At 41.4% G+C, this 16,276-nt stretch carries 5 protein-coding genes; 3 read left to right on the top strand and 2 right to left on the bottom strand.

Going from position 1 to position 16,276, the window contains the following annotated elements:
* Window positions 1–82 precede the first annotated feature (82 nt).
* Together devC and V7K42_RS11750 are read right to left on the bottom strand one after the other, a co-directional pair.
* The gene (devC, locus tag V7K42_RS11755; protein ID WP_334916324.1) at window positions 83–1,261 is read right to left on the bottom strand and encodes an ABC transporter permease DevC; all 1,179 of its coding nucleotides are present in this window, start codon (window positions 1,259–1,261) and stop codon (window positions 83–85) included.
* 74 nt (window positions 1,262–1,335) lie between these two features.
* Window positions 1,336–2,544: an ABC exporter membrane fusion protein gene (locus V7K42_RS11750; RefSeq protein WP_334916322.1), complete on the bottom strand. Its 1,209-nt coding sequence runs from the start codon at window positions 2,542–2,544 to the stop codon at window positions 1,336–1,338.
* Window positions 2,545–4,335: 1,791 nt separating this feature from the next.
* Here V7K42_RS11750 and V7K42_RS11740 point away from each other — a divergent pair.
* From V7K42_RS11740 to V7K42_RS11730, 3 genes are all read left to right on the top strand, one after another.
* Window positions 4,336–9,723, top strand: coding sequence for a beta-ketoacyl synthase N-terminal-like domain-containing protein (locus tag V7K42_RS11740; RefSeq protein ID WP_334916321.1), 5,388 nt, complete (start codon window positions 4,336–4,338; stop codon window positions 9,721–9,723).
* Between the two features lie 157 nt (window positions 9,724–9,880).
* Window positions 9,881–11,608, top strand: coding sequence for an SDR family NAD(P)-dependent oxidoreductase (locus V7K42_RS11735; RefSeq protein WP_334916319.1), 1,728 nt, complete (start codon window positions 9,881–9,883; stop codon window positions 11,606–11,608).
* 224 nt (window positions 11,609–11,832) lie between these two features.
* Window positions 11,833–16,276, top strand: a 4,444-nt coding sequence (locus V7K42_RS11730; RefSeq protein ID WP_334916317.1) for a PfaB family protein, incomplete at its 3' end; no start/stop codon positions are given.

The following is a 16,276-nucleotide window of genomic DNA, read 5'->3' as shown; positions in this document are numbered from 1 at the left end:
TTTCTCTGGAGAGGCTACATCAATGCTTATTTAGGAGTATAGTTCAGGCAAAATAATTGGCTTATGTTGCTGCTAAAAATAACTAGAAAATATCTCCTGGATCTGCGGAGCGGAGTTTGTTGATAGCAAGTGCCCCAGAAGTTATACACATTAAAACTGTTGAAGTTAAGACAATCAATCCATTATTAGTGGTCATAACTATTGGTAATTTAGTTGCTTCTGCTGCAAAACTATATAACAAAACAGAAGTAAGGAATCCTGGAATATAACCTAAGATTGCCAAGATTAAAGCTTGCTGAAATACCACATTCAACAAATATCTATTGGCATAACCAATTGCTTTTAAAGTGGCGTAAGCAACGAACTGTGTAGCAATATTGCTGTAGAGAATTTGATAAACAATAACCACACCAACAACCGCAGCCATTGTCAGCATCAAGTTAAGAATAAAACCAATGGGGGTTCTAACAGCCCAATATTTTTTTTCAAAATCAATGAAGCCTTGGCGTGTAAAGACTTGGACATCATTAGGCAAACTTGCTTGCAAACTTTTTAATACTGTTTCTGCATTAGTACCAGGTTTGAGGGAAATCAAACCGATATCTATCATATCTGCCGGACGAGTATTGGGATTTATCCTCAAAAAAGTTGAGTCACTAACAAGTAAATTTCCGTCTACCCCAAAGGAAGGCCCTAATGTGAATAAGCCGCCAACTCTGACTCTATAGCCAATTAATGAATTGAAGGGAAATATTTCAATTGTCTGTGCAGTATCTCCGGCATCAAATTTTTCAGCTATTGGGCCAAACTCTGGGCGAGAACCCCGATCAAAAAGTACGACATCAGGAATTTTGAGTTTATCTAAATTTTTCTCCACTTCTGGGAGATTCATCACAGGTCTACCTGGATCGAAACCAATAACATATATTGAATATTTCTCACTAGTTGCCGGATTCTTCAGTTTAGCAAATTGCAAATACATGGGGCTAACTGACTCAACGCCATCAAACCCCAGAGATTGATACAAACGAGTCCGTGAAAAGCTTTGATTTGAGGTTAAAGATTTGTATTGCGAACTGACTACAAATAAATCTCCCTTGAGATTTTGATGCACTGCGGTTGCACTGGAATAAAGAGCATCTTGGAAACCAAGTTGCACAAACATTAGCAATACAATAAAACCAATCCCAGCTACAGCTACTAGTAAACGAACTTTTTGCTGGGCTAGCTGTAGCCATGCTAAAGGAATTTTAAAATTCATGGATTTATTTGTCATTTGTCATTGGTCATTTGTCATTGATCATTTGTCATTTGTGAATGACTTATGCCAATTGACTAAATATGAATGGCGACATCTACCTGTAAGTTAGTTAAACGAGCTACGCGCTCACTATCTGCGGGATTATCGATGGAGATTTTCACTTCAACTATTCTGCGGTCTGTGTCTGAACCGGGGTTGAGGCTGAAGATGTTTTGCTTGTCAACTTGCCAACCAATCTCTTTTACAGTTCCTTTTATTGTTCCAGTAAATGCAGTGCTGCTAATTGTGGCTTTTTGTCCTACACGCACTTTTTGAATATCGGTTTGATACACCTCTGCAATCACATACATTTGAGATGTTTTACCGATTTCAGCAAATCCTCTGCTAGTACTGATGACTTCTCCGGTTTTGGCGTGAATTTTCAAAATTTTGCCATTTATGGGAGATTTGATATAGCTTAAATCCAAGTCGGCTTTTGCTTGTTGAACAGAAGTTGTGGCACTGTTGACTTCGGTTTGCGCGACTTGAACATCTACACTACGCACTTCGCTAATACTGGTGAGTTGTGCTTGTGCTTGCTTGCGTTGTGCTTGGTATGTGTCTTGAGTCCGCTTGAGAGTGGCTTGGGCTTCTGTTAGCTGCTGTTGTGTAGTCTTGAGTTGCAAAGCTTTGGTATCTGCTACAGAAGCTGCGATCGCACCTTGTTTATATAATTGCTGATAGCGATTATTCTCAGCTTGAGCGTTGTCTACTTCCGCCTGGATGCGGTCGATTGTCGCCTGTTGGGTAGCAACATCCCCTTTATATTGTGGCTCTAAACGGGTGATCGCAGCCTTTTGAGCATCAACATCTCCCGTTTTACCTCCAGATTTCACCTGCGCTAATTTAGCTTTAGCAACTTGCAGTTGGTCTAAAGCTTGTTGCAAAGCTGTTCTAGAACGACCATAATTTTCTAGATAAGCTAGTAATTGCCCTGCTTTAACCGTATCTCCTTCTTTCACTAACAGTCTATCTACTCGCACTCCATTATTAGAAGTGGGAGCAGTCAAAGTAGTAACTTCGCCTTCTGGTTCCAAACGTCCCAAGGCGGTTACAGCAACTTTTGCAGGAGTCACAGCTTTTGGAGGATTTGCTGCTGGTGTCACAACTTTAGGTTTAGACCAAAACGGTACTAAACTATAAAAAGCTATTAATCCAGCCGCTAGAGTGAGAGAAGCTGCTAAAATTACTTGCGATCGCCCTACGGGTTTTGTGAATAATCGGCTTTCTTTATTTACTGCCATATTTTCATTCCAATTCTGTTTTCTAGGGGATAGCCTGGTTATATTTAGTCGATTAAATATAGACTCATCTGTAAATTACCAAGAGGGCTTTACCTCTAGGGTTTCTACCTTAATAAACTGGATGGGTCTAAATTGGTTTTATATGAATTGTTGTAAGCTTTTACCGCCCAAACTCACTATTTTGGCGTGAAAATCAATGGTGGTGTTACTTCAAAGCTTCCTAAGTTATATCCTAATTTGATATCTAATCCAGTAGCGTAAAATACAATAGCGCTAACCAGAAAACTTAACTCTCAAGAACAACGAAGCGCTAATAAAAATGCAATCAAAATTTGGATAAACTTGTCATTAATTATGGCGTAAAAAATGATTTTTGTCAATCGATTTAATTTGTATAAGTCTTGATTCTCCAACTAAAATATTTCATTACAGTAAGAATAGATGCTGAAAAATTACTCGTTATTAATCCCTTATCTGCTAATTGAGTACCAATAGATGGTTAGTTTTTAAGCAGATTTGATATTACTAACAGATTATTATTAGCAAGGTTGTGTAGTATAAGACATTATTTTTGGCTTTAATCGTAGTAATTAAAAGGCGATTATAAACCGCTTATACTGAAGCATAACCCACCTGCGTGGCAGAGGTATAATTCCATTTGTACCAGCTTTATAATTGCCTTTTTAACTCATGAAATCATGATTATGTTTATCATGCAACATACTAAAAATTAACATTTGCTTTATAAATAACCGCCTTGCTTCTTAAGTTGACTTATATTGAAAAATAACCAAAAACTTTGACTCAATTATGATGCTTCTATGAAAAAACACACCTATGGTTGTTCAGTTCATCTATGTGTTAATTGAATTATTACTTACTAGACAACAGATTTGTATTGTTAACTTAATTCAGCAGAAATTTATGGCTAATGCGTAGATAATAAAATATCTGACACATTTATAGAGTTACAAATTATACTTTTTTACTGGATTTTATTCAAATTAACATCAGTAATTGTGGATGTTTGTTTATAAAATAACTTTAAAGGAATGATTTAGTTTCTGTAAAGTATGCTAGTGTTTTTATTAATTCAATGCTTTAAAGTGGTTAGACAAACTAGTTATTTAATCAATATTTGGACATTAAAAATAACTAAAGATAACTGCTTTCCCATCACCGTCTGCTCGTTTAATTACTTTTTCAACTTGCATGAATTCGGATTAAAGGTGGTGTCTTTTGTGTAACGAACTTGTCAACTTTGCTGGTTTAAGTAGCATAAAATATATTATCCCGAACGTTGAAATTGGCTATGACATTGCTCAAGATACAGAACGTTGTCATTAACAACAGCTATGTTGCTCTGGTTAGCCTAGATAATTAAAAGCTGTCGGGTGAAAAACGTTTCTGTTCTCTTAGCTACTCCTCAGTTTCCACAATTCCAGTAGGATACCATTACTCAAAATCTATACCATTACAAATGGATTAAATTAACTGGTCAAGCAGCTATTACACTCCAAAACTATTTTACCAGTTTTAACAACGTCTTTGACCTATTGCCACAATTTAAAAAGTCTAGCGTTGGATAACAATTTTCGCGATGTCTACGACGGGCTACGCCTACGCAGTGTGCCAAAGCCGCGTATCCGCAGAATTCGTAATTCGTAATTCGTAATTACTTTTTTGCCGGAATTTTAGACATGCTAACTGCTTACAAACCCAGAGTTTTTGATTATTAGTAGGCAACAGAAATTACTGTAACTACACAATCCACAGTACTCACTATGCCCTATGTCTGCTTATTCAATTGATACTGCCTTAGCAGAGTTAGAAAGCCTTATCAACAATTGCGAACAGGCTGTGATTGAGTCTATCGAGGGAAAAAAAATGAAGCCAGATAAATCAGTGTCAATCAACAGAATTAACAGACAATTACAACACAATCCTATCGCTATCGTTGGGATGGCTTCTCTATTGCCTCAAGCCAGAAATTTGCGGGAATACTGGCAAAATATTGTAAACAAAATTGACTGTATTACTGATGTTCCTTCCACACATTGGAGCGTCGAAGATTATTACGATCCCAATCCCAGAACTACTGAAGATAAAACCTACTGTAAAAGAGGCGGGTTTCTTCCAGAGGTAGATTTTAACCCGATGGAATTCGGCATTCCGCCGAGTATTTTAGAAGTTACAGATGTATCGCAACTATTAAGTTTAGTGGTTGCGAAAGAGGCGATGGAAGATGCAGGTTATGGCGAAAAACGTGATTTTAATCGCGAGATGGTTGGGGTAATCTTAGGCGTGGCTATGGCCAAGCAGTTAGGAATGCCACTTTCTGCGAGATTGGAATATCCAATTTGGGAAAAAGCGCTTAAAAGCAGTGGTTTATCTGACGAAGATACACAAAAAATCGTTGATAAAATCAAAAGCGCTTATGTGAAATGGGATGAGAACGCTTTCCCTGGAATGTTGGCTAACGTAGTTGCTGGACGAATTGCCAATCGCCTCAATTTTGGCGGGATGAATTGTGTAGTTGATGCCGCTTGCGCTAGTTCCTTTGGTGCTTTAAAAATGGCAATCAGCGAACTAGTTGAACATCGTTCTGACATGATGCTGACTGGTGGCGTTGATACCGATAATACCATCATGGCTTACATCTCGTTCAGCAAAACACCGGCTGTTTCTCCTAGTGAAAATGTCAAACCTTTCGATGCTAAATCGGATGGGATGATGCTGGGTGAAGGTATTGGGATGATTGTCCTGAAACGGTTAGAAGATGCTGAACGAGACAACGATAAAATCTATGCCGTAATTAAAGGTATTGGTACTTCCAGCGATGGGCGTTACAAGAGCATTTATGCTCCGCGCAAAGAAGGTCAAGTTAAAGCCTTGGAACGTGCTTATGAAGATGCCGGCTTCTCTCCCGCTACTGTTGGTTTGATGGAAGCACATGGCACTGGTACAATGGCAGGAGATCCGACAGAATTCGGCTCTTTAAAAGACTTTTTTGATGTGCATGATGATAAAAAGCAGCACATCGCTTTGGGTAGTGTGAAATCACAAATCGGACACACAAAAGCGGCTGCGGGTGCGGCGAGTCTGATTAAAACTGCTTTGGCTTTACATCACAAAGTATTACCGCCGACAATTAACATTACTGAGCCAAACCCCAAACTCAACATTAAAACTTCATCCTTTTATTTGAATACCGAAACTAGACCTTGGATTCGTCCAGAAGGGGAAGCACCAAGACGCGCAGGTGTGAGTTCCTTTGGCTTTGGCGGCACTAACTATCACGTTGTTTTGGAAGAATATGAAGCTGAGCAAAACGCCGCTTACCGCTTACACAGTGGTGCTAATGAAGTGTTGTTATTTGCTCCTACAGTAGACCAATTGTTGAGCAAATCTGAAGAGATTTTAGGTAAGTTGCGATCGCCTGAAGCAAATACACATTATGCACAATTAGTCAAAGAATGCAAGTCGCCACAAATTCCCCTCTCTGCTGCCAGATTTGGATTTGTAGCTGAGAATCTCGAAGAAGCTTGCAAGTTGCTGCAAACTAGCATTGAGTGGCTGAAACACAAAGGAACAGCAGCATCTTGGGAGCATCCCCAAGGGATTTATTACCGCTCCTCTGGTATGGAGTTGGGCGGAAAAGTTGTCTCTCTATTTTCTGGTCAAGGTTCGCAATACTTGGAGATGGGACGCGAACTGGTGATGAATTTTCCTTTGATGCGTCGTCTTCATGGCTATATGGATAGCCTGTTGCTCAAGGATAATTTGCAGCCGCTTTCAGAGATTGTTTTCCCTCATCCTGTGTTTGGAGAGGCAGAAAAAAATGTCCAAATTGCTGCCTTACAACGCACAGAATATGCTCAACCAGCCATTGGGGTGTTGAGTGCAGGGATGTACAGCATATTGCAACAAGCTGGGTTCAAGTCAGATTTTGTTGCCGGTCATAGCTTTGGTGAACTAACAGCACTATGGGCTGGGGGAGTTTTGAGTACTGAAGATTACTTGTTCTTAGTGAAAGCTAGGGGTCAAGCGATGGCTGCACCTGAAGACCCGGATCATGATGCGGGTAGTATGTTGGCTGTCAAAGAAGACATCAGCAAAGTGGAAGCAGTGCTGAGACATTTTCCGCAAGTTGCGATCGCTAATCAAAATTCTCCTACTCAATTTGTCTTGGCTGGCCCTACCGCAGAAATAGCGAGAGTCAGAGAGGCTTTACACGAGAAAGGATATACGGCTGTATTGCTACCTGTTTCAGCAGCGTTCCATACACCGCTAATCGCCTTTGCTCAGAAATCATTTGCGATCGCAACCAAGTCTGTTAAATTCCAAAGTCCCAAAATCCCTGTTTACAGCAACGTTACCAGTAAGCAGTATCCCAAAGAAGCCCAAAATATTCAAAAAATCCTCGAAAGCCATCTTTCCAATTCAGTGCTGTTTAAGCAGGAAATTGAAAATATCTATGCGGCGGGTGGTACTTGCTTTGTGGAATTTGGGCCGAGAAGAATTCTCACCAACTTAGTAAAAGATATTCTTGGCGATCGCCCACACATCACCGTATCTTTGAACCCTAGCGTTCAAAAGAATAGCGATCGCTCTTTGCGGGAAGCAGTTGTGCAGTTGCGAGTAATTGGTCTGGCTTTGAATAACCTCGATCCCTACCAACTTCCCCAAACTATTCCCCCAATTGAGACGAAGAAGACATTAAATGTACGTTTAAACGGTATAAACTACAGATCCGAAAAAACGAAAAATGCCTTCGCTTTAGCTTTGCAGGATGGGCATAAAGTCACATTACCTACACCCGAATATCCTGATGCGGCTCCTTTGTTTAGCAGCCCAGGTGTAACTCCACCTCTGGCTGTGATAGAAACTAACGGACATAAAAAATCTGCCCCAGAAATGAACGGTGTGACTGCTAATATCATCACCCAGCCAGAGCAACAGATGAATCCTGTTACCCTGTCACAACCAGTCCAGGAATCTAAGATGCAACCAACACCAGAAAAGCTGACAAATTACGAACAACTTTTAGCAAGTTTAGAATATCTCCTGACACAGTTCCAGGAAAATCAAGCTGAGAATTTACAAGTTCACGGTACTTATCTCAACCATCAAATGGAATACGCTAAAGCATTTTTCCAACTGATGCAGCAGCAGAATTCTTTGTTGAGTGAAAGTAAATCAACAGCCGAAACTGCCAAGATGAAGCTAGTTGTCATGGAAAGCTTAGAGCGTAGCATGATGCAGTTTCATTCCCAACAAGGTGAAACTTTACGCATCCATGAGCAATATCTCAAAGAGCAGTTGGAATATACTAAGAGCTTTTTCCAACTAATACAGCAAGAATATTCTCAAATCATCTCTGGTGAGGGAGCAACTCAATTAACAGAGAAACTCAGCAATTTCACTCCGTTCACAACAGAAACAACTGTTACTGATGCACCCGTACCTCCTACTGCCAAGATAGTAGAAAGCCAGCCTCTGCCTGTAGCTGTTACCCAAGAACCTCTCCCGGCTGCTGTAGAGCCTGTAGTTGAAACTCCTGTATCCCCAATACAGACGCGAGCGATCGCGTTACCAACTCCGCACTTCGCCACTGTCGAGACAGTCGAGCCTGTAGTTGCGCCACCTGTCCCAGTAGTAGAACAACCCCAAGCTGAGGTTGTAGTCAAAATTAGCTCGCCTCCAGTCGAGGAAGTTGTTGCAGAACCAGCACCTACAACTGCTGCACCTGTATCTGGCGCAACCATCGATATTGTTGACTTGGATAAAAACCTCTTAGCCATCACCAGCGATAAAACCGGCTACCCAGTCGAAATGCTGGAAATGGACATGGATATGGAGGCCGATTTAGGAATTGACTCCATCAAACGGGTAGAAATCTTAGGGGCGCTACAAGAAATGTACCCCAGCCTACCCAAACCCAATTTAGAAGAACTGTCAGAAAAACGCACCATCGGTCAAGTTGTAGAGTATCTGCAATCCCACGCTTCTCAAAGTGTTTTAATCGAAATTGCAGTTCATGAGGTACAACCAGCAACCGAGATTCCAGTAGAGACTGCACCAGTAGTTGAGGTAGTTACGACACCAGAAGTAAGCGTAGTTGTTGCATTCACTCCAGAACCAGAACCCGCTACAAGTGATGAATTTGCAAACTTAGGTGAAACCTTGTTAGCCATCACCAGCGATAAAACCGGTTATCCAGTCGAGATGCTGGAACTGGAAATGGACATGGAAGCCGACTTAGGGATTGACTCGATTAAACGGGTAGAAATCTTAGGGGCGATGCAAGAAATGTACCCCAACTTACCCAAACCAAATATTGAAGAACTCGGCGATCTTCGCACCATCGGTCAAATAGTTGATTACCTACAGCAGTTGGCTGGAGGTGAAAAAAAAAAGTCTGAACCTGAGTTTGTCCAACAACCACCGGAATTAGAGCATACTATCCAGCGCCATCCGGTCAAACTCAGAAGTCTACCACAGCCCGATTATTTGGATTTCAAGTTACCAGAGGGACACATTGGTTTAATCACTGATGATGGTTCCCTCACCACTTATAAATTAACCGAATCCCTAATCGAGAAAGGTTGGAAAGTAGTAGTTATCAGCTTCCCCCAATCGCTCATCGCCCAACAAGCGCCCTTACCCACAGGAGTAACCCGCGTCACCTTAGCAAACTTAAGTGAAGAACATCTTCAACAACAATTGCAAGCGATCGCATCTCACTGCGGAGCGATCGGGGCTTTCATCCATCTACACCCAATGTTTGTAGGAAATCACACCGGGAGTATTTCTTATAACGAATCAGAAAAGGCGATCGTCAAGCACGTATTTTTGATGGCGAAACACCTTAAACCCTCCCTAAACGAAGCTGCAAAGCATGGACGTAGTTGTTTCTGCACAGTTGCTCACCTTGATGGAGCCTTCGGTTTAGAGTACAAAGTCAACTTCGGTGCGATCGGCGCTGGTTTATTCGGATTAAGCAAAACTCTGAGATGGGAATGGCCAAAAGTATTTACACGGGCGATCGACCTAAGTCCCAGACTTGACGCTAAACAGTCAGTACAAAACATCATCGCTGAACTTCACGATCCCAACCTTTATATAAGTGAAGTTGGCTACGGCTCACAAGGACGAGTGACTATTATCGCCGATTAGTTAATCCCTCCATCTCTTCTCTCTGCGCTCTCTGCGTCTCTGTGGTTCGTTTAAAAAAAACCGCAGAGGCGCAGAGGACACAGAGAAAGAAATAAGAAACAACTTGTAACCAGTTTTCTAGAGCATCTCTTAATTACGAATTAATACCAGAAGATTTATGACACAAACAGCCCAGCTTAGTCCATCATCTGTCTTTGTCGTGAGCGGCGGTGCAAAAGGGATTACGGCTGAGTGTACTATCAGATTAGCCCAACAGCAACCCTGCAAATTCATCCTCCTCGGTCGCTCCGAACTATTAGAAACCGAACCAGATTTTGCTCAAAATTCTGATGAATCAGCATTGAAAAAATGCATCATGGAAAATCTTCTTTCTCAAGGAGAGAAGCCCACACCCATGAATGTACAAAAAATATATAACAAAATTACTTCCAGTCGTGAAATTAAGAAGACTCTAGCAGCAATTGAAAAAACCGGAGCTAAAGCAGAATATATCAGCGTCGATGTTACAGATACGGCAGCTTTACAAGAAAAACTTGCCACTGCTGTCCAACATCTCGGCCCAATTACCGGAATTATCCACGGCGCGGGAAACTTAGCTGATAAGTTAATTGAAAAGAAAACAGAAGAGGATTTTGAAAAAGTTTACACCGCCAAAGTTCAAGGCTTAGAAAACCTACTTGCTTGCGTTAACCCTAGTCAACTTCAGCATTTAGTTTTGTTTTCTTCCGTAACAGGCTTTTACGGAAATCCTGGACAATCTGATTATGCGATCGCAAATGAAATTCTGAACAAATCAGCCCATATTTTTAAGCAAACTTATCCTTCATGTCACGTAGTCGCTATCAACTGGGGCGCTTGGGACAGTGGAATGGTGACAGCAGAATTAAAGAAGATTTTTCAAGAGCGAAAAATTGAAATAATTCCCATTGCAGTTGGGGCGCAAATGCTGGTTAAAGAAATGGATAATACCAATCATGCAACCGCACAAGTTGTTATTGGTAGCCCACTCGTTCCAATGGCGGCGGAGTTAGATTCAGAACTACGAACTTATCGTATTCGTCGCCAAATGACATTAGAGGCTAATCCATTTTTGCACGATCATACTATTGCTGGTTCTCCGGTTTTACCAGCAACTTGTGCAATGACCTGGATTATCAATGCTTCTGAACAATTATATCCTGGTTATCGATTGTTTTATTACCAAGAGTTCAAAGTCTTGAAAGGAATTACCTTTAATGAAACCTTAGCGAAGGAGCATATTTTAGAAATAGAAGAAGTTTCTAAAGTTAACCTTGAAAATATCGAACTTAAAGCCAAAATTTCGAGTAAAAATCCAGAAGGCAGAATCCATTTTCATTTTAGCGCTCAACTCCATCTTCAGCGAGAAATCCCAGATGCACCCATCTATGAATCTCTCAATCTTGAAGAAGATAATATCATCACGGCGACAGGAAAAGCTTTTTACCAAAATGGTGGGGCGACATTATTCCACGGCCCCGGTTTTCAAGAAGTTAAAAGAGTTTTAAACATCAGTCCTGAAAAAATCACAACAGAATGTCTTTGGCCAGAACTCACCCCACAGCAACAAGGACAATTCCCAGTCCAATGGGTAAATCCTTACACAACTGACTTGAGTATGCACGCTTTATGGATTTGGACACAACACTTTCATGAAGAAGGTTGTCTACCTGGAAAAGTAGAAAAATTTGAACAGTTTGAAGCTATACCACATAACGAAACCTTTTACGTTTCTTGTGAAGTACTAGCTAAGACACCAAGTAGTGCGATCGCAAACTTCATCATACACGATCGCCAAGGTAAAATATACTCACGAATGCTCGGCGCTCATGCCATTATTTGGTCAATGAAAATGCTCAGAAGCTAGTAATCTTCCTTTACCACTCAACATCCATATAGCAATCCTAAATCAGTTGTAAAAATCTCTTTTTATTCTTCTCTCTGCGCTCTCTGCGCCTCTGCGGTTCGTTAAAAAATTTTCACAACTCACATAGGATTGCTATAACTTGCCACTTCAAAGTTTGGGGAACAGCGTAAATCCTGCCTTTTAATTATCTCTTGCTAAATACCCAAACTCGGAGCATATAAATCGTGGAAAAAATAGCCATCATCGCATTATCATGCCTATTCCCCGATGCCAAAAACCCTGAAGAATACTGGCAAAACATCGTTAATCAAAAAGATTCGACATCTTCTGCAACCGTCGAAGAAATCGGAGTAAATCCGACAATCTTTCACAATCCAGTCAAAGGTACACCAGACAAAACCTATTCTCTCAAAGGCGGATACATCCGCAACTTTCAATTTAATCCCTCTGAGTACAATCTATCATCAGAATTTGTTGCTGGTTTAGATAACACCTTCAAATGGTCATTATATGCCGCTAAACAAGCAATTGTACAAAGTGGTTATTGGGGTAATCAAACTGTCCTGGCAAAATGCGGCGTGATTTTAGGTAATTTGTCATTCCCGACAAAATTATCTAATCAATTATTCTCTCCAATTTACCAGCAAGCTATTAACCCTGCTGTCAGAGAACTTTTGCAGTATGAAGGCTTTGATTTAGCTGTCCCAGGCGCAACCAAAGCATCTTTATACAATGCCCTGATATCTGGTTTACCAGCATCTATCGTTGCTCAAGCACTATCTTTATCCCAGATTAATTTATGTCTGGATGCTGCTTGTTCCTCATCATTTTATGCCATTAAACTAGCATCTCATTACCTATGGTCACACAAAGCTGATGTGATGTTAGCTGGAGCCATCAGTTGTGCAGATTCCCTATTCGTGCGGATGTTATTTTCCGGTGTTCAAGGGTATGCAGAAAATGGCATCAGCCGCCCCTTAGATAAATCCTCTAGAGGGCTAATTCCCGCCGATGGTGTTGGGATGGTAATGCTGAAAAGATATTCTGATGCCGTTAGAGATGGTGATAATATTCTCGCTACTATTTGCGGTAATGGACTCTCGAATGATGGCAAAGGTAAACATTTATTGAGTCCAAATCCTAAAGGACAAGTCCTAGCTTTTGAACGAGCCTACAATGAGGCGAATTTTAGTCCAAAAACCATCGATTATTTAGAGTGTCACGCCACCGGCACATTGCTAGGAGATACAACCGAATTCAATTCCATAGAAACATTCTTTGGTCAAAATCAAGCTGCACCTCTGGTAGGTTCTGCTAAGGCAAATACTGGTCACTTGCTAACTGCTGCTGGCATGGTTGGCTTGACTAAAGTGATTTTGAGTATGTCTCATGGTGTAATTCCACCAACCATGAATGTTTCTGAACCGTTAACATCAGAACATGGTACAATTTCCGCCGATAAAATTGTTAGAACAGCTACGGCATGGCCTAATAATAACGCACCAATTAAACGGGCAGCTATTAGCGCTTTCGGTTTTGGCGGCACTAATTCTCATCTGATTTTAGAACAAGGAAATACAACACAATCAGTTGAATCAACTACGCCTGTTCCACCTACCAAAGTCGCCATCGTTGGCATGGATGCCTTTTTTGGTAACTGCAATGGCTTAGATGCTTTTGAACGCAGCATTTATGATGGAACACAACATTTTACTTCCCTACCGCCTCAAAGATGGCATGGTATAGAAAATCAAGAAAGTGTCCTGAAAGAGTACGGTTTAGCAGATGGTAAAGCACCAGTAGGGGCATACATCAAAGATTTTGAAATCGATACTTTATCGTGCAAAATCCCACCTAATGAAATAGACAAGTTAAATCCACAACAATTATTGCTTCTGAAAGTTAGCGATCGCGCCGTCAAAGATGCGAAACTACAGGAGGGTGGCAATGTGGCTGTGATTGTTGCCGCCGAGACAGAATTTTCCGTACATCAGCTACAGCAAAGATGGAATTTGTCTTGGCAAGTTAAGGACGGCTTACTCAACCAAGGAATTTCTCTACCTGCGGAACACCTGGCGCAACTAGAAACCATTGTTAAAGATAGCATCCACCAACCAGTAGAAATCGGCGAATATGTCAGTCACATCGCCAACATCATGGCGAGTCGAATTTCTGCTTTGTGGAATTTCACTGGCCCTGCATTCACCGTCAGCGCTGGCGAGAATTCTGCCCTCAAAGCCTTGGAAATTGCCCAAATGCTACTCGCTACGGGTGAAGTAGACGCGGTGGTTGTGGGTGCAGTAGATTTAGCTGGTGGTGTGGAAAATGTTTTATTCCGCAGCCAATTTGCACCAATTAATACGGGTGTAAATACGTTGGGTTACGACCAACAAGCAAATGGCTGGACAGTTGGCGAAGGTGCGGGTGCTGTCGTCCTCAAGCGCTACGAAGCTGCTAAGGAAGATAATGAACGCATCTATGCAGTAATTGATGCCATGAGTTTCGCACAAGGTAATTCTACTTTGAGTGACGCTCTGGTAAAACCTGATGCTTCAGCTATCAGTGATGTCTGCAAACAAGCTTTCGAGATGGCGGAGATTCAACCCACAGAAGTTAACTATGTGGAAGTCTTCGGTAGCGGCGTTCCCCAGGAGGATGAAGCCGAAATCACAGGTTTATTGCAAGCTTATCCGAAGGTAGGTAATGGTTTGCACTGTGCATTAGGTAGCGTTAAAGCCAATATCGGCCACACCTATACAGCATCGGGAATTGCTAGCTTAATCAAAACCGCCCTCTGTCTTTATTACAGGTATATTCCCGCCACACCCAAATGGTCTGGTGTCAAAACATCGCAAGTATGGGAAGGTAGCCCTTTCTATGTGGCAATGGAATCAAGACCTTGGTTTGTTGATAAAGGCGGCACACGCAGAATAGCAGCAATTAATAGCATGGGTATAGATGGCAGTTACGCCCATTTAATCTTATCGGAGGAACCCAGCCAAGAGGAGCGGGACAACAGATATTTGCAACAAATGCCTTTTCATCTGTTTCCTATCGCAGTTAGCGATCGCACCACCATCTCCGATCTTCTCAACAATCTCCAACATACCATAGAAGCGAGTTCTTCTTTATCAGCTACCGCCAGCGAAACATTTGCTACTTTTCAACAGCATTCTAATCCAAAATACGTCTTATCAATCACAGGACGTAACACAAAAGATTTACTCAAAGAAATTGAATCTGCCCGCAAAGGTGTAAACAATGCCTTTGAAAACGGCACAGATTGGCAAACGCCACTTGGTAGTTATTTCACAGCAAAACCATTGGGTAAAACTGGAGCAGTTGCTTACGTTTATCCCGCAGCAGTCAATTCTTACATTGGTATTGGTCGCAGCGTCTTCCGCTTATTTCCTAAAGTATTCGAGGACTTAAAAAGTAACAATCTCTACAACCGGGCAGCTGATGTTGAAAAGTTGGTTTATCCCAGAAGCTTGCCTAAATTGACAACCAGGCAACTAGAAACACTCGAAAAGCAATTGTTAGATGATTCACTGGCAATGTTTGAAAGTGAAATCGCCTTTGCTAGATACATGACGGCAATTTTCCGAGATGATTTTAAAGTCAAGCCGCAATCTGTATTTGGGTATAGCTTGGGTGAAACTAGTATGATGGTTGCCCAAGGGGTTTGGAGTGATTTTGAAGGTGGAAGTAACACTTTAAACTCATCACCTCTATTTGGCGATAAGTTATCTGGGCCGAAAAATGCTGTGCGTGAATATTGGGGATTAACCGATTCACCAAACAACAATTTTTGGAATACTTATGTTCTCATGGCGACTCCATCGCAAGTTAGAGAATGCCTGAAACATGAGAATCGCGTCTACTTAACTCAAATTAACACACCAGAAGAAGTATTAATCGCTGGTGATGATGCAGCCTGTAAGCGAGTGATTGCAACTTTAGGTTGTAATGCCTTCCCCGCGCCCTTCGACCATGTGATACATTGTGAAGCGATGCGATCGCAGTACGAGGAAATCAAGAAGGTAAACACCTTACCATCACAGAATCTCCCCGGTATCGTTTTTTACTCAGCCGCAGACTATCAGCCGATTGTACTTGAAAGTGATGCGATCGCTCACAACATCGCCAAAGGATTGTGCCAAGAACTTGATTTTACCCAATTAGTTAACCGTGTCTACAGCGATGGTGTCCGAATATTTTTAGAAGCAGGTGCAGGTAGTGTTTGTTCCCGATGGATTGATAAAATTCTCGGCAACCAAGAACATATCACAGTCTCTCTAAATCGTAGAGGGATGGATGACCATGCTTCAATGGTTAAAGCATTAGCAAAACTACTCAGTCATCAGGTAAACGTGGATTTATCACCGTTGTACAGCAAATCCCAAGAAACCGCTAATTCAAATAAAGCAACATTGAGAACAGTTACCTTGGGTAGAAAAGCAATTGCTGCTACAATTTTGAGCGACGAAAATCGCCAGATTGTTAAAGATTTGGTTGAGGATATTAAGTGCGAACGCTTCAAAAAACAGCATTTAAACATACCTAATCTCCAACAATCTCAAATCACAGATTCTCTTAATACTTCCAACCAAATAACCCAAGAAGAAAATTACTTCTCTAACATCTTGCCTCAGCCAGAAGAAGTAA

Origin of the sequence: Nostoc sp. (assembly GCF_036917455.1) — a bacterium.
In the GTDB taxonomy this organism is placed as follows: Bacteria; Cyanobacteriota; Cyanobacteriia; order Cyanobacteriales; family Nostocaceae; genus Nostoc.
Note: the sequence above shows the minus strand (reverse complement) of the source record. Positions and strands in the feature narration are given on the sequence as shown.